Here is a 25,910-nt window from a genome sequence, read left to right on the forward strand (position 1 = left end):
TTAGTTACAAATAATCCCTTCTGCATTTCTTGAAAAATCACGATCAAATAATCACTATATAGAAATTTAGGTAACAAAAGAGAATTTAGAAACCAAAATAAACGAAAATATCAACACACAAAAATAAACGTAAAAAAAATATCAAATGACACTATTAACTTTTATTGGATTATTAACGAAATAAATCCAACTAGTATTTTGTATATCCCATATCGAATAATTATTTCCTATAATTTTTTATTATTCAAATATACATTTTTCTCTTTTCGTTTTAACTAAATCAAATGATGCTATACCATTTCGCTAGTAATATTGTTATAGCACACAAGTGAAAACCGTACTTTTAAACTAATATTGTATTACAACAAACCAATTATTTATGATAATTTATAATAGAATGAAATTCTGAGTATGACTCGAACTTTTATGCCTTACTCATTTGGTTACCAATTCTAATATTCGTTGCGTCAAAATTATCTTGAATAAAGAGGTGTTGAATTGATAGGAGGAAGCTAAATGCTAATCCTTTTACATTCCTATGAAAAATATTTCTTTACGTCTAAAAATGTTTATTTTTTCATTCATTATTGTTATTTTTTCGATTGCAACAAGTGGGGCAATTATGATTCATAATCTTGCAGGAGCTTTTGAAAAAGAATTTGGTGCACGTGCCATTGCAATTGCGAGAACTGTCTCACAGCTTAGCGATGTTCAAAACAACGTGGGTAAACCAGAAGGATTTGAAATAATTCAACCGATTGCTGAGCGCATTCGCTTAACAACTGATGTCGATTACATTGTCATTATTGATATGAATCGAATTCGATACTCCCATCCATCTGAAAGTAAGCTTGGTACAGTTTTTGAAGGTGGAGACGAAATTGAAGCTTTTTCCCAGCACGAATACATATCAAAGGCACGAGGTGTTCTTGGCTATTCCATAAGAGCGTTTGTACCTATTATGAATGAAGAGGGTACAAAGCAAGTTGGCGTCATTACTGTCGGACTACTTGCACCAAAGTGGTACAACCTTTTAGATGAATATCAATTCGATATATTAATGTCTCTTTTTTGGGGGCTTGCCATAGGTTTAGGTGGATCAGTGTGGGTTGCGAACCACTTGAAACGGCAAACATTTAACTTGGAGCCATATGAGATTGCACGTTTGGTGGAAGAACGCTCTGGTATTATTCAAGCTATGGACATCGGAATATTGGCTACAGATGAAAGCGGTAACGTTACATTCATTAACCGGCTAGCAAGGCAGTATACACATTTCTTTGGACACAAAGTTTCTCGAAAAGCTTTGTTTAAAGGAACTTGGCTTGCTGAGGATACCCTGCAACAGCATGAAGTGTATCGACCTCTGCTGATGTTCGAGCAAATGTACTTAGTACGCACCTTTCCTATTCGAATTATGGAGCAGAATGCTGGCTATCTTATTATGTTAACTGATAGAAAAGAAGCTAATATGTTAGCAGAAGAATTAACAGGGATTAAAATACTCGTAGATTCCTTACGTGCCCAACAACATGAATATATGAACCGTCTACATAGTATTGCAGGACTGATTCAGTTAGAGCGTAATGATGAGGCCTTAAGCCTAATAATTGATGAAATAACAGACGAAGAAGAAATTATTCAAAGCTTGCATGACAAAATTCATGATTATTCTATCCAAGGATTACTACTCGGTAAGTTTTCAAGAGCGAAAGAACTGGGTGTAGAGTTAACAATTGATGAGGACTCTAACTTAATCGAATTTATGAGTGGCATTTCAAGTGGCGATATGGTAACTATTATCGGTAATTTATTAGACAATGCTATGGAAGCATGCTTCGAATGTGCTAATAAAGATGTTCATTTAACTTTAATTGGTAATAAACATCACTTATTCATTGAAGTCCAGGATAGTGGTAGGGGAATTAATGGTATACCGCAGCGAATTTTCGATTATGGCTTTAGTACGAAGCAAAAAGAGGGACATGGCATTGGTCTTGCCCTCGTTAAACAAATTGTAGAGTCAAACAACGGAGTTATAAAAGTAGAATCAACAGTTCAAATTGGAACAATAATTACAATTGAAGTAGGGGTGACTGAAGAACAATGAGTAATCTTTCAGTTTTTATCGTTGAAGATGATCCAATGGTACTTGAAGTAAATAAAGGTTTTTTAAATAAGCTGAATGGTTTTCAGCTCGTAGGTGAATCAGTCAATGGACGTGATGCCTATGAAAAAATTACAAAGAAAAAACCAAATTTAATTTTGCTAGATATGTTTCTACCAGATATGACAGGAATGGAATTATTCTTAAAATTGCGGGCAGAGCGTATTCCATCAGATATTATAATGATTACAGCGGCAAGAGATGCACCAACTGTTCAGGAGGCACTTCGACTCGGAGCAATCGATTACCTCATAAAACCTTTCCGTTTTGAACGTTTTGAAAAGGCCTTGCAGCAATATAAAAACTCAACAAAAAAGCTAGCAAGTTCAAATGCTTTTAATCAAGAAGATATCGATAGTTGGCTGGGCATTAAACACGAAACAACAGAGCTACCTAAGGGCCTAAATACCATCACTATGCAACAAATTCTTGATTATTTAATAGTACATCAAGCACCAATTACATCAGAGCAACTAGCACAAAATGTAGGAATGGCAAGAGTAACTGTACGAAAATATTTAGATTTTTTAGCTACTAGAGGAACCGTCACAATCGAATTAAAATATGGAACGGTCGGTCGTCCAACTAAATACTATTCTATTAAATAAATAGCAAGAATCTGCCCCTTTCCTCGAATACGTTGCAATCCTCCATGAGGATGAAAACTTATTCATCTACTTTTTGAAAGGAATACGGTAGGTTCTTTTTCTATGTAGATTGTTACTAAAAACGTCTGGATATCTGTTTTGTAACAGTTTATTAAAATATTAAATTGTTATATACCATAAATACCAAAATGTTCATTAAAACCATAATATTGAATATTTATTTAATTGGACTACAATGATATTCATTCACATCTTATAAAGGTTAGGGGTGAATTTGTATGTGGAGTAATCGTATAAAATTCTGTTTTTTTAGCGTTCTCATTTCACTAACAATTCTGTTAGTTTCATGCCAAGAACACGTTTACCCTACCGACAATGAGCAATTAAGTCATGAGGAACAAATCGTTATTCGTTTTTCACATGTAGTTGGTGAAAATACACCTAAAGGAATGGCAGCAGTCAAATTTGCAGAGCTAATAAAAGAACGGAGTAATGGTCATGTGGAAATTCAGGTATTTCCAAATGGTGTTCTTTATAAAGATGGTGAAGAAATGAATGCACTGTTACGTGGTGATATTCAAATGATTGCACCTGCTATTTCAAAAGTTACAACGCTTGTACCAGAGTGGTCAGTCATGGATCTACCTTATGCATTTAAAAATGCAGATGAGGTTCATACATATGCGGAGAGTGAAGTCGGTCAATCCTTAATGACAAAGTTAAATGCACATAATTTATTTTCTATGGGCGTTTGGGATAGTGGATTTAAGCAGCTCAGCAACAGTATCCGCCCTCTCAAAGATGTTCAAGACTTGAAAGGCTTACGCATGAGGATTATGCCAAGTGATATTTTAGCAGAACAATTCTCCAGCGTTGGAGCCTATCCAAAGCGCATTGATTTTAATACTGTTTTCCACCAGCTACAAAAAGGGAATGTAGATGGTCAGGAAAACACACTCACAAATATCACAAGCAAAAACTTATATTCTCTTCAAGACTACTTAACGATTAGTAATCATGGCTATCTTGGTTATTTACTACTAATGAACCACGAGTTTTGGAATTCCCTACCAAAAGATGTACAAACTTTGCTCATTGAGACACTTGAGGAAGTACAAAAATGGGAATGGCAGCTGGCAGAAAATTTAACTGCCGAGCGGCTAGAAGAAATGGAAGCATGTGATTGCATTAAAATTCACTACTTATCTGATGAGGATATAAAAACATGGGAGTCTGCTTTTGAGCCTGTTTATAGTTATTACTCTAATAACTATGGAAAAAAATATATACAGGCACTTCCTAAAAATCAATCACATCATTAGCTCAGGTTTAAAAGGTTGTCCTTTTAACTATAATTATAACTTTTTAGGGGGATATGTAATGAAAAAATGGCTTTTCATGTCACTTATGGCTGTTCTTGTTCTTGCACTTACAGCTTGTGGTGGCGACAAAAAGGATACAGCCTCTGCTCCAGCAGCTGAGGGCGATGGTGGGTACACAAAAGAAAAACCGCTTATTATTAAATTCTCACACGTAACGTCTATCGATAGTGTGAAAGGAAAAGCAGCTGATGCTTTTGCTAAATTAGTAGATGAAAAAACAGATGGTAAAGTTAAAGTTGAAGTTTATCCTTCTTCTCAATTATATGGTGATAATGATGAACTAGATGCTCTAGTATCTGGGAATGTTCATATGATTGCTCCTTCTGTTACAAAAATGGTGAAAATTGATCCACGTTGGCAATATGTTGACATGCCTTATCTTTTTGAAAACCAAGAGCATGTTCGTAAGTTCTTTAATTCTGATCTAGCCAAATCCATTTTAGAATCAGATCAATTAGCAGCAAACGACATTAAAGGTTTAGGTTTCTGGGAAAATGGCTTTAAACATTTCTCCAATAACAAGCATCCACTTGTAACTGTTGAAGATTTTAAAGGTTTAAAATTCCGTGCACAGGCAGGAAAAGTACTAGAAGCACAATTTAAAGCGTTAAATGCTGGCTCCGCAACAATTGCATTTGGTGAAACATATGCGGCATTACAGCAAGGAACAGTAGATGGAGCAGAAAATCCATTTAATAACTTCGATACACAAAAATATCAAGAAGTTCAAAAGTATTTTTCAGTATCTGAACATGGTCGCCTTGACTATGCTATCTTTGTCAACAAGTCCTTCTGGGATAAAATCCCCGCTGATTTATTAACAGCAGTGGAAGCATCTTTAGATGAAGCAACGAAACTTGCTTGGGATTTAGCTACTGAGGAAAATGCAAAATCATTTGAGAACATTAAAAACTCTGGCATTGAGGTAGTTGAGTTAACTGATGCTCAAAAAGATGCTATTAAAGCACAGCTTGAACCTGTTTATGAAGAATTCGGTGATGTCATTACTAAAGAATTAATTAACGGTATCCGTGATTTAAAATAGTAATACTTCATTTTGTAAGTCCTAGTATTTAATAGCTTATGCAATAAGAATCTGCTTTTCCACGGGTAAGCCACAAGCTTCCTCAGATGATACAAACACATCTGGGGAAACTTGCTAGGTGTAGCCCGCAGAATTCTCGCAGATTCTTTTCTAATAAAATAACTAAATTCTTAGATATTTCAGTGGATCGCTTACATTTGATTTTACAAACGGGTGCTAAGACGCCCACTCCAAACAATCAAGGTAACAAATAGTGGGAGATTAAGCACCAGTTTGTACCATCATTCAATTTCTAATTTAACTTAAGGAGGCAACAGAATGAAAGCCTTACATAAAATCTGGGGCTATTTAGAAGAAATTCTAGCTGGAATTTTTTTCGTAGCAGGTATTGTTCTTATTTTTTATGGCGTAATCATGCGTTATATATTCAATGAACCACAGGCTTGGGTAGAGGAATTAGCACGTTACTCCATTATATGGGGTACATTTTTAGGATTTGGCTTAGCTCTTCGTCATAATCAGCATATTCAAGTAGATATTCTATACGATAAATTAAAACCTTCTAAGAAGCGTTTATTAGATTTAGTAGCAACGGGAATAAGCATCGCATTTTGTTTAATTTATACGTATTATGGCTTTGTTTTAGTGGAGAATCGTTATACATCAGGTATGGTATCACTTGATATTGGAATACCAATATGGATAGTTTACTTAGTTCTACCTATTTCAGGGATTTTGTTTTTATTAAGGTTCGTAGAAAGATTAGTCAATATTCTACGAGGAAAGGACGAAGAATATGCTAATCCTCTTACTTAGTTTCTTTATATTACTATTCTTACGAGTACCTGTCGCCATTAGTTTAGCGCTATCAACAATCCTAGTGTTCTTCCAAATCGATTTCAATATGAATATGATTCCACAGCGCATTTTTACCGCACTTGATTCTTTCCCGATGATGGCGATTCCTGGTTTTGTCCTTGCAGGGGTATTAATGGCACGTGGTGGTATTTCTAAATATTTAATCGAAGCTTTACGTGCTTGGATTGGTCATCTTCCAGGAGGTCTTGCGGTAGTTACAATCATTGCCTGCGCCATTTTCGCAGCGATTTCAGGATCTTCTCCAGCAACTGCTGCTGCTATCGGTTCTATCATGATTCCTGCTATGATTTCTGCAGGCTATAAAAAACGCTATTCAATGGGCCTTGTAGCTGCTGGGGGTACACTAGGAATATTAATTCCACCAAGTGTTCCGTTAATTATCTATGGTATTACCTCGGAGCAATCGATCGGTGAATTATTTATGGCTGGTGTTTTTCCAGGACTGGCATTAACAGGAGTTTTAATTGTAGCAGCAATCGTTTATGCGAAACGCAATGGCTTTAAAGGAGATGAGCCAGCCACATGGAGTGAGCGTGGTCGTAAATCTTTAAAAGCTATTTGGGGTGCGTTTTTACCATTCTTAATTTTAGGAACTATCTATACAGGGATCGTAACACCAACTGAATCAGCAGTTATTGCAGTCTTCTACGGTTTAATCGTGTCACTTTTCATCTATCGTGAAATGAAGTTAAAAGATTTCCGTGACGTATTAGTAGAGTCTGTTAATATTACAGCGATGATTTTCTTAATCATCGGTGCCGCTTCCTTGTTTGGACTATACTTAACAAATGCACAGGTTCCTCAGCAAGTTGGTGCCTGGATTGCCGAAAGCGATATGAACAAGTGGATATTCATGATTATCGTGAACATTTTATTCTTTATCATGGGGATGTTCTTAGAGGCAGTATCTATTATTTTAATTACCTTACCGATCCTATTACCTATTCTTGTACATTTTGATATCAACCTTATTCATTTTGCCATTATTATGACAATTAACATGGAACTTGGTATGATTACACCACCAGTTGGGCTGAACCTCTTTGTTGTAAGTGGTATTGCAAAAGAAAAGCTTGGAGAGGTTGTCAAAGGAGTAACTCCGTTTATTGTTCTAATGATCATATTTTTAGCACTTGTTGTCTTAATTCCTCAATTATCACTTTGGCTACCAGCACACATGAAATAAGGGATTATTTATGGAGACATTTACAAAGGGGTATTCGATTAAAGACCGTCAATTTTGGACAATTGTCATTGGCTTGGGAGGAGCTTCGGTGTTTGTATTCGCGGCAATGTACTCTGTACAACCCCTTCTCCCCTTCTTTACCGAACAATTTCAAATTTCTGTTTCTTATGCAAGTCTATCCATGTCTATGACGACTTTGTCAGTAATCATTGGATTAATCGTTTTAGGATTTTTATCAGATCGGCATGGAAGAGTACTATTTATTTGGCTATCTATTATCCTAACGATTATCCCTTTTCTATTTATGCCTTTTACCGATTCATTTTATGTCATTATTGTTTTACGCTTTATCCAGGGCTTTGCGATTGCCGGCGTTCCAGCAGCTGCACTTGCCTATATTAGTGAAGAGATCAATCAGCAATCAATGGGACTGGCTACTGCTCTCTATATTTCCTGTAACGCTCTTGGGGGGACGATTGGGCGACTTATGATGGGCTATATAACAGAACGCTTTTCTTGGGAAATTGCATTTTTCTCGTTAGCGCTATTCGGCTGCATCGTTTTCATAATTGTTTGGCTCACGCTACCAAAGTCACAAAATTTTACGATGAATAATCGTACCATCCAAAAAGATTTACACGGGTTCTGGCTACATTTAAAAAACCCAAATTTACTCATTCTTTTTGGACTTGGCATTATTTTGCAGCTATCTTTTACTGGTATGTGGTCATTTATTCCGTATTATTTATCAGAGCCACCCTTCTTGCTTTCGTTAAAAACAATTTCGTTTATTTTTTTAGCCTATAGTTTAGGGATTGTTGGTTCACCGATTGCAAATTCACTTGCAGGTAAAGTAGGAATCAACACCATCCGAACATTCGGGGTACTATTATTAGTTAGTGGGATATTATTAACGTTGAGTACGTCCCTTTTTACTATTGTTGTCGGGCTTTGTATTGCATGTTTAGGCTTCTTTACCGCCCATGCCTTAACTTCCGCAACGGTTAGTCGAACAGCGATCCATCAAAAGGGAAGTGCATCAAGTTTATATCTTGTTTCTTATTATATTGGCGTTGCTTCGGGAAGTACATTGCTCAGTCCAATATGGTTGCATTTTAAATGGCAGGGCATCGTCGTTATTACCGTTTTTCTTCCTATAATTTATATACTGTTTTTAAATTACACATTACGCAAGAGAGTTCAAAATTAGTAATATGTAAAAAAGAGATGCCTCTGAACAATTCGAGCATCTCTTTCCCTTTTATAAAAAATAAAAGATAAATGCTTGCCCCAATATGCAGCTTTTCAAATAACATCAACCGCTTATTCTTCCAGCTTCGTAAATAATCATGACTTTTATGTACTGTTATTTTTACTAAATATGTTTTTAATGAGGATCGTTGTTTAAAGCGCTCCTGCTGCCGATAATAGGCAAAAAATACATCTTGGACGATTTCCTCTGCAATAGCCCAGTCTTTGACATATAAATAAGCTACTCGAAGACAATATTCACCATGCTCACCCATAATTGCTGCTAATTGCTCATCCAAACAAACACCCCCTATCCCATTCACACTATAGTCGGATTGAAATCTCAGTTGGTTTCATTAGACAAGAAAAAAGTGCCCAAAAATGGACACTTTTATAATTATTATTTTACGACGATATTCACAAGCTTACCTGGAATAACAATGACTTTCACTAAGTTTTTGCCTTCCATATACTCTTGTACTTTGTCATCTGCAAGAGCTACTTTTTCGATTTCTTCTTTTGAAGCATCTTTGGCTACGATGATTTTTGCTCGTACTTTACCAGCCACTTGAACAGCGACTTCTACTTCATCATCAACAAGTTTAGACTCATCATATGTTGGCCATTGCTCATATGAAAGTGTGTCACCATGACCTAAAATCTGCCATAACTCCTCAGCAACGTGCGGAACCATTGGAGCTAACATTTTCACAAAGCCTTTAGCGTATGCTGTTGGAATAACATCAGCTTTGTAGCAATCATTGATGAAGACCATCATTTGTGAAATGGCAGTATTGAAGCGGATACCTTCATAATCCTCTGTCACTTTTTTCACAGTTTGATGATATGATTTTTCAAGTGCTTTGTCATCAGAATCTTGGATTTTTGCAGCGATTGAACCATCTTCTTCATTAACAAATAGACGCCAAATACGATCTAAGAAACGACGTGCTCCGTCCAGACCATTTGTTGACCATGCAACAGATGCCTCAAGTGGACCCATGAACATTTCATATAAACGTAAAGTATCAGCACCATGTGAAGAAATGATTTCATCAGGGTTAACGACATTGCCTTTCGATTTAGACATTTTTTCATTACCTTCACCAAGAATCATTCCTTGGTTAAATAATTTGTGGAATGGCTCTTTCGTGTGTACGACACCTAAATCGTACAGTACTTTATGCCAGAAACGAGCGTATAGTAAGTGTAATACGGCATGCTCTGCCCCACCAATATAAATATCGACTGGTAGCCAACGTTTAAGTAATTCCGGATCTGCAATTGCTTCTGTATTTGTTGGGTCAATATAGCGTAAGAAGTACCAGCTTGAACCTGCCCATTGTGGCATTGTATTCGTTTCACGACGCCCTTTTTTACCTGTTTCAGGATCGACAACATTCACCCATTCTGCAATATTGGCTAATGGTGATTCTCCTGTACCTGAAGGACGGATATTATCTGTTTTTGGTAGTACTAATGGTAATTCTGATTCTGGAACTGGAGTAATTGTACCATCTTCCCAATGAATCATTGGAATTGGCTCACCCCAATAACGCTGACGAGAGAATAACCAGTCACGAAGACGGTAAGAAATTTTCTTCTCACCTACACCTTTTTCCTCAAGCCACTCAATAGCCTTCGCAATTCCATCCACTTTATTCAAGCCATTTAGGAAATCAGAGTTAATGTGCTGCCCATCGCCTGTGAATGCCTCTTTACTGATGTCGCCACCTTCTAGCACAGGAATAATTTCTAAGCCAAATTCTGTGGCGAATTCATAGTCCCTTTCATCATGTGCTGGAACCGCCATGATGGCACCAGTACCATATGATACTAAAACGTAGTCAGCAATCCAAATCGGCATTTTTTTACCATTGATCGGATTAACCGCATAAGCACCTGTGAACACGCCTGTTTTTTCTTTCGCTAAATCTGTACGCTCTAAATCAGATTTCATTTTTACTTTTTCTAGATACGTATCGACAGCTTGTAGTTGTTCAGCAGTTGTAATTTCCTCCACTAATTTATGCTCAGGTGCAAGTACACAGTAAGTAGCACCAAATAATGTATCAGGACGCGTTGTAAATACTGTGAAGTTTTCATCTGTACCATCAATATCGAATGTTACTTCTGCACCTTCCGAACGACCAATCCAGTTACGCTGCATATCCTTAATAGACTCTGGCCAATCCACTTCCTCTAAGTCATCGATTAAACGATCTGCGTAGGCAGTAATTTTTAGCATCCATTGCTTCATTGGACGACGTTCTACTGGGTGACCACCACGCTCTGATTTCCCATCAATGACTTCTTCGTTAGCAAGGACCGTGCCAAGTGCAGGACACCAGTTAACCGCCACTTCATCTACATAGGCTAAGCCTTTATTATAAAGCTGAATAAAAATCCATTGTGTCCATTTATAATAATCTGGATCTGTTGTGTTAATTTCACGATCCCAGTCATAGCTAAAGCCTAGCTCTTGAATTTGACGCTTAAATGTCGCAATATTTTTTGCCGTAAATTCTGCTGGGTCATTCCCTGTATCAAGTGCATATTGTTCTGCAGGTAAGCCAAATGCATCCCAACCCATTGGATGTAGAACGTTATAGCCTTGCATACGTTTGAAGCGTGACAGGATGTCTGTCGCTGTGTAGCCTTCCGGATGCCCTACATGTAGACCTGCGCCAGATGGGTACGGGAACATATCCAATGCATAAAATTTTGGTTTATCCGTTTCGTTTTCAGTTTTGAAAGTTTTATTTTCAGCCCAATATTGCTGCCATTTTTTTTCGATTTGTAAATGATTAAAACTCATTATTTTTCCTCCTTTAAATGTGTCATGCTTTTCATCATAATAATTGACAAAATATTTAAAAAATAAAAAAACTCGTCCCTTTCTTCGTTAGAAAGGGACGAGAGAATTCGTATCTCCCGCGGTACCACCCAAATTAGTGATCACACTCGGCTCAAGCTTCCTTAACGCGGAAGAAACGGCACGCGTAGTTTCACACGGGCAGACTCAGAAGGCGAGTTCAATTTGCATTCCTACTAGCTTCCACCAACCGCTAGCTCTCTAAAAAGAACCACAAATTTACTATTCCTCATCACTGTCTTTACTTGTATTGCATTTATTCTAATGGAAAGTTCTGAAAAGCACAAGTCTTTGTTAACATACTACCCATTAGTGAACAATTAAATCCCTTTTTTCCTTGGATTGCGATAATATCTGACATTCACGAAAAGCGAAATGCTGACATCCCATACATTTATTTGTATCTAAATAGCCCAATGCTTTATTTATTGCCTCGCCTGTATGCTGATAGAAATTAACTTCACCAATTTCAGCATATAAGCCATTATGTTGTAGTGCCGTTTTCAATTCATCCTGCAATCCTGTAACTAAAATGGTACCACCCTTTGTTGTGAAATTTTGAATGATGCTACTAAAATATGCTTCACCAGTTGAATCCATAAAGGGCACTTTACTCATACGTAATATCAATACTTTCGATTGCTGATGGATAGAGCTTACTATCGCCTGCTCAAAGGTTTGAGCTGCTCCAAAGAAAAGTGGACCTTCAATAGTGTAAATACTAATTTGTGGACAATCATGCTTCTGGTGAACAACATGTGCTTGTACCTTCCCACTCTCTTTTGAATGATCTGGTAATACTTTCGTTACTACAAGTTTTTCACTCATACGTTTTGCAAATAATACAACTGCTAACACAAGTCCAACCTCTACAGCTAATGTAAGACTTGTAAAAACAGTCAATATAAACGTAATGAATAAAATAAGGGAATCTCCTGATTTCAATTTAACGATATGTGCAAAATGCTTTTGTTCACTCATATTCCAAGCTACCACCATTAACACCGGAGCCATACTTGCCAATGGAATATGTGAAGCATACGGCGCTAACAGTAATAGTGTAACTAATACAAATACACCATGAATAATTCCCGACATTGGTGACACTGCACCTGTTTTAATATTTGTCGCAGTACGGGCAATTGCACCCGTTGCTGGAATTCCTCCAAACAGTGGCGTTACGATATTAGCAATACCTTGACCAACAAGCTCTCGATTACTATTGTGTTTACTATTTGTCATACCATCTGCGACAACAGCAGATAAAAGTGATTCAATTCCACCTAGCATCGCAATCACAAAGGCAGGCCCTATGAGTAACTGAATCCGTTCTAATGTGATAGCTGGTATTGCAAAATTCGGTAATGTACTTGGAATTTGACCATAGGCTGTAGCTATTGTGGCCACTTGTCCTGAAAAAAAGAACGTTGCAACTAGTGTAGAAACAACAATACCAGCTAACGCCCCTGGTACTTTGGGTAAAACTTTTGGCGTTATTAAAATAATGACAAGACAAATAATTGCCGTTAAAATACTATAAAAATTTACAGTATCCATATGCATAACGATTTCTTTTATATTGGCAATGAAATACTCATGCCTTTTTATATTGGTAAGCCCTAAAAAGTTGGCAATCTGACCTGTAAAGATAATGACTGCAATACCTGCTGTAAATCCTACTGTTACAGGACGCGGGATAAATTTAATTAATGAGCCTAGCTTAAAAATACCCATTAAGCACAAAATAACCCCCGCCATCAATCCTGCAATTAATAAGTTTTCATAGCCATAGGCAAGGACTATTCCAAGAAGAATTGGAACAAATGCACCTGTAGGTCCACCAATTTGATATTTTGAACCACCAAAGATAGAAATAAGTATCCCAGCAATACAGGCTGTATATATCCCATACTCGGGTTTGACACCTGACGCAATGGCAAAGGACATTGCCAGTGGTATTGCAACAATCCCAACAATAATCCCTGATACTAAATCTTTCTTCAAATGCTGAACAGAATACCCTTCAAATCGCCCTGTAAATTGTGACTTCATTATCAATCTTCCCTTCAAAATAATAAGCGAGGCAAATTCTTCATAACTAGGTGATAACTATTACATATCCTCTTCGTCACTGCCATTGATGGTCATCTCTTCTAATCTTGTAATTGTATTAATTAAGTGATTGTTGAAAATATCCTTAGCTACACCAAGTAATTCACCAATCATCGGATCACTTAAAGAATAGTAAACTTTTTTCCCCTCTTTCGTCCCATACACAATATTTTTGGCTCGTAAGACACTTAGTTGCTGCGAAACAGCTGAGCCCTCTTTTTCTAAGCAGCTTTGAATCTCATTGACACTTTTTTTACCATCTACTAGTAATTCAAGAATCCTTATTCGTAATGGATGTGCTAAAGCTTTAAAAAAATCTGCCTTAAATTGCTGCAATCCCTCTTCCACCACTTACATCCCTCCAAGAAATTTCATTTTATATATTCAGATATTTGAATATGTATGATTGTACGCTTATAAGTGTCAGTTATCAATATTAAAAATAAAAAAAGAGCAAAAAAAACGTACCTACCGCACGTTTTTTGCTCGTTTCAAAACTTTTTCTGTTAGATACAACTACTAATCCATTACCATTTTTCCTTTCGTAAAGGATAATCATAGATAAGACATGGAATAATCGCAAATAATACAATGACTACCAAAATCAATACGAGGACAATCATTCCATACCGATCAACCATAATACCTCCAAACAGAGGGCCAATCATACGACCAGCTGTTGCTGCACTATTGATAATCCCTTGATAGAAGCCCTTACGTCCTTTTGGTGCCAACTGATTAGCGATAGTGGGTAAAGCGGGCGTATAAAACATTTCGCCAAAAGTTAACACAACCATAGCAGCCGCAAACATTTTAAAATCACTCGCAAAAGCAATAATTCCAAAAGATAATGCAATAAGTGTAACACCAAATACTAATTGGCGTTTTAATTTATGTTCCCAACGCTTCACTAGTGGCGCAATGAGTGGCTGCCCTATAACGATGAGTAAACCATTAATCGTCCAAAGCAAGCTGTATTGTTTCAATCCTAACCCCAAATCTTGTGTATAGGAAGAAATAGTCGCGCTCCATTGTGAATATGCTAGCCAGCATAGCACAGAGGATGCACTGATAATTAATAATGCATAAAATGGCGCTTTATTAATAATTTTCTTACTTTCACTCACCACATTTTTCGGTGCAATGCTCCCCACTTCTAATCGTTTAAAAGTGAATAACGCTATTAAAAAGAACAATATATACATGGCTAGGTTTACCTTAAATACGTAGTCAAATTGGTAATCTGCCACAATGCCAGCTAGTGCTGGTCCTATAGCCACCCCTACATTTTGAGCTAGATAAATGGCATTAAAGGCCTTTCGCCCACCTTCTGGCCAAGCAGTTCCAGCTAATGCAAACATTCCGGGGAAAACTATCCCCCCACTAAATCCAAGTATCGTTAAGAACCACACATAATGTGGCCAGCCGTGCCAAATCGTTAAACCAATTAATGAGGCAATAGTTAAAAGAATACCAAACATTATTGATTTATAGCCACCTATTCTATCGAATAGATACCCACCTAATAGATTTCCTAATACACCAGCTGCAGAATTCAACATCAAAATAAAGCCAGCCATCGCCAGTGACTTTCCTAAATAATCGTGCAAATAGATGGCGTTTAAAGGCCACAAAAAAGAGTTGCCCGTTGTGTTCACAAGCATTCCGATAATTAAAAACCAAACACTTTTTGGCATAGCATGACCTCCATTATTTCGCTACTCTAAATAGTTAGTGTATGCTGAAAAATACAAAAGCACAAGGCAAATAATTTTACCTTTTTTACATAGACTAAAAGAATGCGCTAACAGAGTATTATTTGCTAAAAGTGTATATGCTACAGGCTTATTTTTGCTCAGCTTTCCCCTTCATTTGCTCTGATTGACTTCCTTTTCGCTCGGCTTCTCATTCCATTCGCTCCGGTTGACTTCCTTTTCGCTCAGCTTCTCATTTCATTCGCTCCGGTTGACTTCCTTTTCGCTCAGCTTCTCATTCCTTTCGCTCCGGTTGACTTCCTTTTCGCTCAGCTTCTCATTCCATTCGCTCCGGTTGACTTCCTTTTCGCTCAACTTCTCATTCCTTTCGCTCCGGTCAACTTCCTTTTCGCTCAGCTTCCCACCTTATAACGATTCTCTACATCCCCACGGACTTTAACCTCCGCAAAATACTACCTTATCTCACTCTCAATAATTGGGTCACCCACATAATATTCGATTCTTACCTCATGACGGAACTATAAGCACATGATAGAATATACCGTTAGAGGAGTGAAATATAATGACAGAAACTAACTTTCCTTTTCCTTCAGAAGGGAAAAGATACTATACATGGAATCGCTATTTGCGTGATCAATTCGGTCATAAAGTTTTTAAAGTAGCACTTGATGCTGGCTTTGACTGCCCAAATCGTGATGGCACAGTTGCCTTCGGTGGCTGTACATTCTGTAGTGCTGCGGGTTCTGGTGATTTTGCAGGCAACAAAGTCGATCCTATCGATGTGCAATTTGCTGAAATTCGTGACAAGATGCATCAAAAATGGAAAGACGGCAAATATATGGCCTATTTTCAGGCATATACAAATACACATGCACCACTACCAGTATTAAAAGAAAAATTTGAAGCTGCCTTGGCTCAAGATGGTGTTGTTGGATTGTCCATTGCAACCCGCCCAGATTGTTTACCAGATGATGTAGTTGAGTACTTAGCTGAATTAAATGAGCGTACGTATTTATGGATTGAGCTTGGTCTTCAAACAGTACATGAAAAAACTGCAAGTCTCATTAACCGCGCCCATGATTATGCAACATATGTGGAAGGTGTTGAAAAGCTACGTAAGCACGGTATTCGCGTATGCTCACACATCATTAATGGCCTACCTCTTGAAGACTATGACATGATGATGGAAACTGCACGAGAAGTAGCAAAACTTGATGTACAAGGCATTAAAATCCATTTGTTGCATCTTTTAAAAGGGACACCGATGGTTAAGCAATATGAAAAAGGTATGCTAGAATTTTTAGATCAGGACGTTTATACAAAGTTAGTAGCCGATCAACTTGAAATTTTACCGCCAGATATGGTTATTCACCGTATTACAGGCGATGGACCAATTGATTTAATGATTGGCCCGATGTGGAGTGTTAATAAGTGGGAAGTATTAAATGGGATTGATGCTGAGCTTGAACGTCGTGGAAGCTGGCAAGGGAAATTTTATAAAACTGAGGCAGTAAAATGAAATTACAACGCGTTTTACAATATGCACAACAGCTCATAAAAGATACGGTTAAAGAAGGCGATACAGTAGTGGATGCCACCGCTGGAAACGGCCACGACACATTATTTTTAGCCCAACTTGTCGGTGACGAAGGACAAGTATACGCCTTTGATGTTCAAAAAAGCGCAGTTGATGCGACGCTCCATCGCCTCCTAGATAATGGCTTAGAGCATCGCGCACTTGTCTTGCACAGAGGGCATGAGGAAGTTGCCAAATATGTATACAAGCAAGTCGCTGCTGCGATTTTTAATCTTGGCTATTTACCTGGCAGCGATCATGATATCATTACAAAGCCAAATACAACAATACAATCCATTCAAGATTTACTTAAGCTACTCAAAATTGGTGGTCTCATCGTCCTTGTTATTTATCACGGTCATCCGGGTGGTAAAGAAGAACGAGATGCTGTCATTGAGTATGTCAGTCAACTTTCCCAAAAGCATGTACATGTTTTAAAATACGAGTTTCTAAATCAACAAAATGATCCACCCTTTGTTATTGCATTAGAAAAAATGAAAGATTTCCCGTTACAATGATTTTCTAAGACATGATTTCGATAATCAGACTCATATCTAATTATCAAAAGGCTATCTAATAGTAATATCTATTAGATAGCCTTCTCATTATTTTCTATTTATTTTTACGTTTTTCACTGTACTCAACCCAGAAATCGGCACCTTTAATTCCTAGTTTACGAGGATCAAATACAGGATCTTTCCCTTCTTTTTTCTGCTTCTCGTAATCTTTTAATGCAACGATAGCTGGTTTCATTATAATCAAAATCGCTATGACGTTAATCCAAACCATTAAGCCTAATCCGACATCCCCCATCGCCCACGCAAGGTCAGATGTACGGATAGTACCGTAGAACGCAGCAATTAAAATAGCAAATTTAGCAATCCAAATGAAGACTTTCTCTGTAAATCCTGAGAATAAGTAAGCCACATTGGTTTCTGCAATATAGTAATATGCCATAATAGTTGTAAAAGCAAAGAAGAATAATGCAATCGCTACAAATGGACCACCAAATCCTGGTAGCGAAGAATCAACAGCATATTGAGTGTACGCTGCGCCTTCTTTAATACTTTTTGCAAATGTTATTTGTTCCTCACCAGTTAGGCCGTTTTTATTGAATTCACCAACATGAATATATGGATCAGTGCCTTCCCCTGCCTTTTGATCCTGTACATTATACATGCCCGTAAATAAAATCATAAATGCTGTAGCTGAACAGATTAATAATGTATCAATGTACACAGAAGCCGCTTGTACGATGCCCTGTTTAGCAGGGTGTGACACTTCTGCAGCCGCTGCTGGATGTGCGCCTGTACCTTGACCAGCTTCATTTGAATAAATACCGCGCTTAACCCCCCAAGCAATAGCCGAGCCAATAATACCACCAAAGATTTCTTGAGCACCAAATGCACTAGAAAAAATTAATGCAATGACTGATGGAACCTCAGAAATATTCATTGCAATAATAACGATAGCCATAATTATGTACGCTAATGCCATAAATGGTACAATTACTTGTGCAGCATTTGCAATAGATTTTACCCCACCGATAATAATTGCACCTAATAATACAACAATAATAAGTCCTGTAATCCAAGTATCAATACCGAAAGCGTTTTCAACAGCTGTCGCAATTGCGTTTGATTGAACACCAGGCATTAGAATCAACATAGCAATTAATGCAGCGATAGCAAAAATAATTGCAAACCATTTTTGTCCCATTCCTTTTTCAATGTAAAAGGCTGGTCCTCCACGATATTCAGTATCTTTCTCTTCTTTATAGATTTGTGCTAATGTCGACTCAACATAAGCCGTTGCCGCACCGATAAAGGCGATAGCCCACATCCAAAAAACAGCACCAGGTCCCCCCATCCCGATGGCAGTAGCTGTACCGGCAATATTACCTGTACCTACACGACCAGATAATGCGATAGACATTGCCTGGAAGGATGAAATCCCCTTTTCTGATTTTTCTCCTTTAAACATTAAGACAAACATATCTTTAATGTGCCTAACTTGTAGGAACCGTGTAATGATAGAAAAGAAAAGCCCAATTAATAAAATTCCATAAATAAACCACGGTCCCCATAAAATATCATTCAATTTTCCAACAATTGCTTCCATCTTACCCCTCCAATTTGAAAAATCTTACTATAGGTCATTATAGTATTACACTTTTCTGAAAATTACAATATTATTTTTTAATTAATAATAATTTTGTGATTTCCCAATTTTTTGGAGAGGCGTCAGACTATTCAATAATATAGCCAATTCTTCTGAGAGCATTATTAATAAAGTCACGTATATAAACAAAAATCTCTGTACGCTCTACTTCGTGAAATAGATTATGATAACAGTTTGACCATTCTTTGAATTGAAACTCCGTAAATTCCTGCTGATGAAGCCAATTTCGGGTCTGTTTAGTTTCGGTAATACTATCCTTTTCAGCTGTCATCACTAGCATAGGTACATTAGGAAATTCATCCTTAGACATTAACACTAAATTACGCATCATCTGCTGTAGCTCTCGATACCACTTCACTGAAACAACAGACATAAAAGGAAATTCATCCTTCATCTCATTTCTACCTTCTACACTACGTGTTAATTTTTCAAACGTAATTTCATGTGTCATTTTAACATTCGCTGTTAAAGCACTTAAACTTGTTAAAGCATTAGATAGTTTGCCTGGCAATAGCTTCAAATGTAGCCAAGGTGACGTTAATATAATGCCTGCACATTCATATTTTTTCTTATGCATGGTGTGTAATAATAATGTTGCACCAAGCCCATGACCAATTAAAAAAACCGGTAAATTATATGAACACGCATTCTCAACTAAATGCCTTGTATATTTATTGTATTCTTTAAAATCTTCATCATGGACACGTGAAAACTTTGCATTTACACCATGATTAGGTAAATCCCCCATGACTATGTGGAAGCCTTCCATTCTAAGTTTTTCTATAAGCCATGCATACCAGCGGTGGTTTTCATACGCACCATGAAGAATCGCCACCACAGCCTTCGCTTGTCCATCAGCTTCCCATTTCCACATTCACATAGTCCTCCTAAAAAATAATTACACATTGATTATATCGAAATATTTAGCTCAATTTATATTTTATATTTCCATAAAGTTGCGTATTTGATACGATTATATTACATCATAGAAAGAAAAGAGGCGATCCTTATGATCTATCCATTTAAAGGTAAAATGCCCAAGATCGATCCATCTGTTTTTATTGCCGATTATGCTACCGTTACTGGTGACGTTACAATAGGTGCTGAAACAACAATCTGGTTTAACACAGTTATTCGGGGCGATGTATCACCAACTATTATCGGCAAACGCGTAAGTATTCAAGACCTTTGTTGTTTACACCAAAGTCCTAAATATCCACTTATTATTGAGGATGAAGTAACAGTTGGTCATCAAGTAACTTTACATAGTTGTACGATTCGTAAAAATGCCTTAATAGGTATGGGCTCGATAGTATTAGACGGAGCAGAGATTGGAGAGGGTGCATTTATTGGAGCTGGTAGTCTCGTGCCTCCAGGCAAAGTCATTCCCCCGAATAGCTTAGCGTTAGGTCGTCCAGCAAAAGTTGTACGTGAATTAAATGCTGAAGATATAGAAGATATGGAACGTATCGTACGTGAATACGCTGAAAAAGGACAATACTATAAATCTCTTCAAACAAAAGATAAATAGCTATTTCAATTAATTGAAGCAAGCCCCATGTCTTCTCAGACATCCGTAAGAACGGACTAACTACAGATTAGGAGCTATTTTTTCGGTAAAAACAGCGAAAGGGGCTATTAGAAACACCCAGCCCCTTTCTGAATTATTTACTTTAATATAATTTAACAGCTACAACAGTATCTTCGCAGCTAATTTATAATCCTGCTTTTTCTCTTAATGCAACAGCTTTGTCTGTTTGTTCCCAAGGTACATTTAAATCGGTACGACCGAAGTGACCATATGCTGCAGTTTGCTTATAAATTGGGCGACGAAGGTCAAGCATTTTAATAATCCCTGCAGGACGTAAATCAAATAGCTCACGCACCCATTCTACAATTTCACTTTCCTTAACTTTTCCTGTACCAAATGTATCAACAGCAATAGATACTGGTTGAGCAACACCAATTGCATAAGCTAATTGTACTTCTACTCGTTCTGCTAAGCCTGCTGCCACAATATTTTTCGCTACATAGCGTGCTGCATACGCCGCTGAACGGTCTACCTTAGTTGCATCCTTCCCAGAGAAAGCACCGCCACCGTGACGTGCATAGCCACCGTATGTATCAACGATGATTTTACGTCCAGTTAGACCAGCATCCCCTTTTGGACCTCCGATTACGAAACGGCCAGTTGGGTTGATGAAATATTTAGTATCAGCATCTAGTAATTCACTTGGAACAACTGGTGCAATAACAAATTCTTTTAAATCTGCTTGAATTTGTTCAAGTGTCGCTTCTTCATCATGCTGTGTTGAAATAACAATCGTATCTACGCGCACAGGTACATTATTTTCATCATATTCAATCGTTACTTGTGTTTTGCCATCTGGACGTAAATATGCAAGTTCACCGGATTTACGTACTTCAGTTAAACGACGAGACAATTTATGCGCTAAACTAATTGGTAATGGCATAAGTTCAGGCGTTTCGTTACATGCATAGCCAAACATTAAGCCCTGGTCCCCTGCGCCAATCGCTTCAATATCAGCGTCTGTCATAGAGCCTTCACGCGCCTCTAAAGCTTGGTCAACACCTTGTGCAATATCAGGCGATTGTTCGCCAATAGCAACAAGTACTGCTAAGTTTTCAGCATCAAAGCCATATTTTCCTCGTGTATAACCGATTTCAGCTACAGTATCACGAACGATACCTTTAATATCTACATAAGTAGAAGTAGTAATTTCTCCTGCTACTAAAACTAAGCCTGTAGTTACTGTTGTTTCACACGCTACACGTGCATTTGGATCTTCTGCTAAAATAGCATCTAAAATTGCATCCGAGATTTGGTCACAAATTTTGTCTGGATGTCCTTCTGTTACACTCTCTGATGTAAAGAGTCGACGGTTTGTCATTTGGTTTTCCTCCTATTACTCTTACAAATAGTATTTGCGAATACGGTACTCATTACCCATGTCTAGTCCGCTCCTAAGGATTGAACTCTCGAGCCGTTGTTGTTGCTGTCGCTACGTTTACACTACGCTTTCGCACAGAAAACACTTGTTGCTGTCGCTACGTTTACACTACGCTTTCGCACAGAAAACACTTGTTGCTGTCGCTACGTTTGCACTACGCTTTCGCACAGAAAACACTTGTTGCTGTCGCTACGTTTGCACTACGCTTTCGCACAGAAAACACTTGTTGCTGTCGTTTCACTTTCGCCAAATGATCAGCTGCTCTTTTAACACGAGATTTTCGAAAGATCCGTCATTATAATAAGGAAAGAACTACATATACTTACCTTTAGATTCGTTTTTAACAATAAAAAAATCCTTTTCTCACGCTTACTTAACATGAGGAAAGGAATAATGACTTCGTAACCTTTCACTCTTATCGTTCAAGGGGGGTTCCCTTGCATCAGGTTGGCACCAACGCATGTCGTGAAATAGTTCATGCAGGTTGCCGGGTTTCACAGGGCCTGACCCTCCACCAGCTCGGGATAAGAGTATCCGTTCAATATCTCATATTACGTAAAAGGTTGAACGTTGTCAAATATTTTATGTTGATTTTGTTGGGAATCAAAGTGTTCGTTGAACATATTGCACTACACTTGGTCTTTTCTGTAAATTGAAGAAAAATAATCCCTACTATATACCTCACATCATGTGTTACCATATGTGTGACCCTATATCTACATCCAGCGAGTGTTTTGTAGCGAAAGAGCAACGTCAGCTACGGAAGACTGCCATCTCTACATGTGGTGGATGAATATGGTTGAAGCCCCTTTCCAGTTGGTGACAAGCTCCAACTAATAACAAAATCCCAGGCTAAAAACTTCACATCCTGTGCGAACCTCATATTGGCCAAAAGCTTCCAAACACAATTCAGCTGTGGCGAAAGTGATTCTGTAATCACTCGATTATAAATAGGGTAAAAATGTCTAAAAACAAATGAATTTACTTTTTGTCGTTTTCTTGAAAAGTCATAAAATCTCAAAAATAATTTCTGAATTAGTATAGATTATTTAAGCAATTGTGTTATACTATTTTTGAAATTAAGAAAATCTCCCTCAAGCTCAAGGGAATACTATAAAAAAGGATGGTATTTAATCGATGAATTCAGTAGAAATTGCAAACGAACTGAAGGAATTATTAAGCGGCGGTAACATTAATGTTCAACTTTCAGTACCACAATTAGCTGAAAAAGCTACATCTCGTGGTGAAGCTATGTTAACAGTAGATGGTGCAGTTCGTGCAGAAACTGGCAAATACACTGGTCGTTCACCTAAAGATAAATATACGGTAGAAGAAGAAGGCTCAAAAGATCAAATTGACTGGGGAAAAGTAAACCAACCAATTTCTTCTGAAGTGTTCGATAACTTATATGTTAAAGTAGTAAAATATTTAAAAGAACGTGACGAGTTATTCGTATTCAAAGGCTTTGCTGGTGCTGACAAAGATTCACAATTAAGCATCCAAGTAATCAATGAATACGCTTGGCACAATCTTTTCGCTCATCAATTATTTATCCGTCCAACTGAAGAAGAGTTAGCTTCTCATGTTGCTGACTTCACAGTTATCTCAGCTCCTAACTTTAAAGCAGACCCTGCTGTTGATGGTACAGCTTCTGAAACATTCATCATTGTATCGCTTGAAAAGAAAATCATCCTAATTGGTGGTACTGAATATGCTGGTGAAATAAAAAAATCTATTTTCGGTATTATGAACTACTTATTACCACAACAAGGTATTCTTTCAATGCACTGCTCAGCAAACGTTGGTGAAGCTGGTGATGTTGCATTATTCTTCGGCTTATCTGGTACTGGTAAAACTACTTTATCAGCTGACCCTGACCGTAAGCTTATCGGTGACGATGAACACGGTTGGTCTGATAATGGTGTATTCAACATCGAGGGTGGATGCTATGCAAAAACAATTAACCTTTCTGCTGAAAAAGAACCAGAAATCTATAACGCAATCCGCTTCGGTTCTGTTTTAGAAAACGTTGCTGTTGATCCAGAAACTCGTGTTTGTGACTATGACGATGGTTCATTAACAGAAAATACACGTGTAGCTTATCCAATCCAATACATCGAAAATATTGTTGATCCATCTGTTGCAGGTCACCCAAAAACAATCATCTTCTTAACAGCTGATGCATTTGGCGTATTACCTCCAATCAGTAAATTAACAAAAGAGCAAGCGATGTACCACTTCCTAAGCGGGTTCACATCTAAACTTGCTGGTACAGAACGTGGTGTAACAGAGCCAGAACCAGTATTCTCTACTTGCTTTGGTTCTCCATTCCTTCCACTGCCAGCAACTGTATATGCTGAAATGCTAGGTCAAAAAATTGACGAGCACGGTGCACAAGTATACCTAGTGAACACTGGTTGGACTGGCGGCGAATATGGTACTGGTAGCCGTATGAAGCTTTCTTACACTCGTACAATGGTACGTGCTGCAATTGATGGTAAATTAAAGGATGCTGAAACAATTCAAGATTCAGTATTTGGTTTACACATTCCAACAACTGTTGAAGGTGTACCATCAGAAGTACTTAACCCTCGCGATGCATGGGCAGACAAAGCTGCTTATGATGCAAAAGCTGCTGAACTTGCTGGTCTATTCAACGAGAACTTCAAGAAATTCTCAAACGTTTCTGAAGCAATCACTAAACTTGGTGGTCCATTAAAATAATTTACTAAGCAAAGGGAACGATTTCAGTCGTTCCCTTTTTTATTTCCCCTATTTTAGAAAAGCATACTTTTCATATTATTAACTTTGTGTATAATTCATAATAGTAGTTTAGGGGGTACATATGAAAAGAAAGTATAAAGTGATCATAACCATTGTTAGTCTTCTATTAATATTGTTTGTTGGAGCTGGATTTTTTGCAGGAAATTATTTTTATAATCTCGCCTTAGATCCAAATACAGATAAATCAGCTGTGCTTAATGCTCCACACAATTCTATTGCTATTAGCCCCAAAGAGACTAAAGAAAAAGAAGAGCGTGAAAAGTGGTTTAAAGAGAATTATGAAGACTCTTTTATTCAGTCTTTCGATGATTTGAACTTGCATTCTTATACGCTAAAAAATACGAAAGAAACAAATAAATGGGCAATTGTTTTCCATGGATATTCATCTGATGGCACACAAATGACAAAGTACGCTAAGCATTTTTATGATAAAGGCTTCAATGTTCTCATACCAGATGCAAGAGCTCACGGAAAAAGTGAGGGTGACTATATTGGTATGGGCTGGCATGATCGATTTGATGTAGTCTCTTGGATTAATAATGTTATCGATTCTGATAAAAACGCTGAAATTGTTTTGTATGGCATTTCCATGGGAGGGGCTACTGTGATGATGGCCTCGGGAGAGAACCTACCTGACAATGTTAAGGCTATTATAGAGGATTGTGGTTATTCTTCAGTTTGGGATGAATTCTCCTATCAATTGCAATCAATATTTAATCTACCTGCATTTCCTATTATGCACTTTTCTTCAATTGTTACAAAATTAAGAGCTGATTATACGCTTGGTGAAGCTAATACCGTCGAGCAAGTAGCAAAGTCGAAAACACCAATGCTATTCATTCATGGAAGTAATGATACATTTGTTCCTTCTGATATGCTAAATGAAGTATATGAGGCAGCCAATGTACCTAAGGAGAAATTTATAGTTGAAGGTGCTGGACATGGCGGTGCAGAAAGTGTTGCCGAAGACTCTTATTGGGAAACTATTAATAACTTTTTAACAAAGTATTTAGAGTAAAAGTTCTTTCTACCGTTCAGGTGCTGCCAAAAAGCACCCGAGCGGTTTTTAAATGTTGTTCTTCAATAACCTAAGCAGTTCTTCAAATAAAAAACTCCATTTTGAAAAAGCGTTAATCAAGACGGTGCAATTCAATCAGTGATATGTGATTTTTTATTT

The 25,910-nt window shown here is 37.5% G+C and carries 20 protein-coding genes, 1 riboswitch and 1 other annotated feature; of the genes, 12 read left to right on the plus strand and 8 right to left on the minus strand.

Annotation, left to right across the window (positions count from 1 at the left end):
* Positions 1-538 precede the first annotated feature (538 nt).
* The 7 genes from ACIQXF_RS03990 (at position 539) to ACIQXF_RS04020 (ending at position 8,477) form a co-directional block, all read left to right on the plus strand.
* Positions 539-2,110, plus strand: coding sequence for an ATP-binding protein (locus ACIQXF_RS03990; RefSeq protein WP_402779410.1), 1,572 nt, complete (start codon positions 539-541; stop codon positions 2,108-2,110).
* Positions 2,107-2,775, plus strand: a complete 669-nt coding sequence (locus ACIQXF_RS03995) for a response regulator (protein ID WP_402779412.1) — start codon at positions 2,107-2,109, stop codon at positions 2,773-2,775. The genes ACIQXF_RS03990 and ACIQXF_RS03995 overlap by 4 nt, the downstream gene beginning before the upstream one ends.
* A 278-nt stretch (positions 2,776-3,053) precedes the next feature.
* Positions 3,054-4,097: a DctP family TRAP transporter solute-binding subunit gene (locus ACIQXF_RS04000; RefSeq protein ID WP_402779414.1), complete on the plus strand. Its 1,044-nt coding sequence runs from the start codon at positions 3,054-3,056 to the stop codon at positions 4,095-4,097.
* Between the two features lie 58 nt (positions 4,098-4,155).
* Positions 4,156-5,202: a DctP family TRAP transporter solute-binding subunit gene (locus tag ACIQXF_RS04005; RefSeq protein ID WP_402779415.1), complete on the plus strand. Its 1,047-nt coding sequence runs from the start codon at positions 4,156-4,158 to the stop codon at positions 5,200-5,202.
* Positions 5,203-5,520: 318 nt separating this feature from the next.
* Positions 5,521-6,018 carry a TRAP transporter small permease gene (locus ACIQXF_RS04010; RefSeq protein ID WP_402779417.1) on the plus strand — a complete coding sequence of 166 codons (498 nt, stop codon included), beginning with the start codon at positions 5,521-5,523 and terminating at the stop codon, positions 6,016-6,018.
* Positions 5,999-7,267 (plus strand): TRAP transporter large permease, encoded by a 1,269-nt coding sequence (locus ACIQXF_RS04015; protein ID WP_402779419.1) that lies wholly within the window; start codon positions 5,999-6,001, stop codon positions 7,265-7,267. Before ACIQXF_RS04010 ends, ACIQXF_RS04015 begins: the two co-directional genes overlap by 20 nt.
* Positions 7,268-7,277: 10 nt before the next feature.
* Positions 7,278-8,477 (plus strand): MFS transporter, encoded by a 1,200-nt coding sequence (locus ACIQXF_RS04020; protein WP_402779421.1) that lies wholly within the window; start codon positions 7,278-7,280, stop codon positions 8,475-8,477.
* On the opposite strand, the gene ACIQXF_RS04025 is transcribed toward ACIQXF_RS04020, so the two are convergent.
* The 5 genes from ACIQXF_RS04025 to ACIQXF_RS04045 form a co-directional block, all read right to left on the minus strand.
* Positions 8,422-8,817, minus strand: a complete 396-nt coding sequence (locus tag ACIQXF_RS04025; RefSeq protein WP_402779423.1) for a sigma factor — start codon at positions 8,815-8,817, stop codon at positions 8,422-8,424. The two genes, ACIQXF_RS04020 and ACIQXF_RS04025, sit on opposite strands and share 56 nt — an antisense overlap.
* Positions 8,818-8,918: 101 nt before the next feature.
* Positions 8,919-11,336: a leucine--tRNA ligase gene (leuS, locus tag ACIQXF_RS04030; RefSeq protein ID WP_402779425.1), complete on the minus strand. Its 2,418-nt coding sequence runs from the start codon at positions 11,334-11,336 to the stop codon at positions 8,919-8,921.
* A 90-nt stretch (positions 11,337-11,426) separates the two neighbouring features.
* Positions 11,427-11,638 (minus strand) — a binding site (T-box leader).
* Between the two features lie 64 nt (positions 11,639-11,702).
* Positions 11,703-13,445, minus strand: a complete 1,743-nt coding sequence (locus ACIQXF_RS04035) for a SulP family inorganic anion transporter (RefSeq protein ID WP_402779426.1) — start codon at positions 13,443-13,445, stop codon at positions 11,703-11,705.
* 60 nt (positions 13,446-13,505) lie between these two features.
* A complete protein-coding gene (locus tag ACIQXF_RS04040; RefSeq protein WP_402779489.1) occupies positions 13,506-13,853 on the minus strand; it encodes an ArsR/SmtB family transcription factor in 348 nt (115 codons plus the stop codon).
* Between the two features lie 179 nt (positions 13,854-14,032).
* The gene (locus ACIQXF_RS04045) at positions 14,033-15,202 is read right to left on the minus strand and encodes an MDR family MFS transporter (RefSeq protein ID WP_402779428.1); all 1,170 of its coding nucleotides are present in this window, start codon (positions 15,200-15,202) and stop codon (positions 14,033-14,035) included.
* Positions 15,203-15,782: 580 nt separating this feature from the next.
* On the opposite strand from ACIQXF_RS04045, the gene mnmL reads away from it, so the two are divergent.
* A complete protein-coding gene (mnmL, locus tag ACIQXF_RS04050; protein WP_402779430.1) occupies positions 15,783-16,739 on the plus strand; it encodes a tRNA modification radical SAM protein MnmL/YtqA in 957 nt (318 codons plus the stop codon).
* Positions 16,736-17,314, plus strand: a complete 579-nt coding sequence (gene mnmM, locus ACIQXF_RS04055) for a tRNA 5-(aminomethyl)-2-thiouridylate-methyltransferase MnmM (protein WP_402779432.1) — start codon at positions 16,736-16,738, stop codon at positions 17,312-17,314. Before mnmL ends, mnmM begins: the two co-directional genes overlap by 4 nt.
* Positions 17,315-17,408: 94 nt before the next feature.
* Here mnmM and ACIQXF_RS04060 read toward each other — a convergent pair whose 3' ends face one another.
* Together ACIQXF_RS04060 and ACIQXF_RS04065 are read right to left on the minus strand one after the other, a co-directional pair.
* Positions 17,409-18,917 carry an alanine/glycine:cation symporter family protein gene (locus ACIQXF_RS04060; protein ID WP_402779434.1) on the minus strand — a complete coding sequence of 503 codons (1,509 nt, stop codon included), beginning with the start codon at positions 18,915-18,917 and terminating at the stop codon, positions 17,409-17,411.
* A gap of 127 nt (positions 18,918-19,044) precedes the next feature.
* Positions 19,045-19,851 carry an alpha/beta hydrolase gene (locus ACIQXF_RS04065; RefSeq protein WP_402779436.1) on the minus strand — a complete coding sequence of 269 codons (807 nt, stop codon included), beginning with the start codon at positions 19,849-19,851 and terminating at the stop codon, positions 19,045-19,047.
* Between the two features lie 135 nt (positions 19,852-19,986).
* Here ACIQXF_RS04065 and ACIQXF_RS04070 point away from each other — a divergent pair, with 135 nt between their 5' ends.
* Complete coding sequence (locus ACIQXF_RS04070) at positions 19,987-20,508, plus strand: gamma carbonic anhydrase (RefSeq protein WP_402779438.1); 522 nt, start codon at positions 19,987-19,989, stop codon at positions 20,506-20,508.
* A 184-nt stretch (positions 20,509-20,692) separates the two neighbouring features.
* On the opposite strand, the gene metK is transcribed toward ACIQXF_RS04070, so the two are convergent.
* The gene (gene metK / locus ACIQXF_RS04075; RefSeq protein ID WP_402779440.1) at positions 20,693-21,889 is read right to left on the minus strand and encodes a methionine adenosyltransferase; all 1,197 of its coding nucleotides are present in this window, start codon (positions 21,887-21,889) and stop codon (positions 20,693-20,695) included.
* Positions 21,890-22,361: 472 nt separating this feature from the next.
* Positions 22,362-22,480: riboswitch (SAM riboswitch) on the minus strand.
* A 606-nt stretch (positions 22,481-23,086) separates the two neighbouring features.
* Between metK and pckA the strand changes: the two genes are divergently transcribed.
* Positions 23,087-24,673 (plus strand): phosphoenolpyruvate carboxykinase (ATP), encoded by a 1,587-nt coding sequence (gene pckA / locus ACIQXF_RS04080; protein ID WP_402779441.1) that lies wholly within the window; start codon positions 23,087-23,089, stop codon positions 24,671-24,673.
* 121 nt (positions 24,674-24,794) lie between these two features.
* Positions 24,795-25,751, plus strand: coding sequence for an alpha/beta hydrolase (locus ACIQXF_RS04085; protein WP_402779442.1), 957 nt, complete (start codon positions 24,795-24,797; stop codon positions 25,749-25,751).
* Positions 25,752-25,910 lie beyond the last annotated feature (159 nt).

It is taken from the genome of Lysinibacillus sp. NPDC097231 (assembly GCF_044761885.1).
Taxonomy (GTDB): Bacteria; Bacillota; Bacilli; order Bacillales_A; family Planococcaceae; genus Lysinibacillus.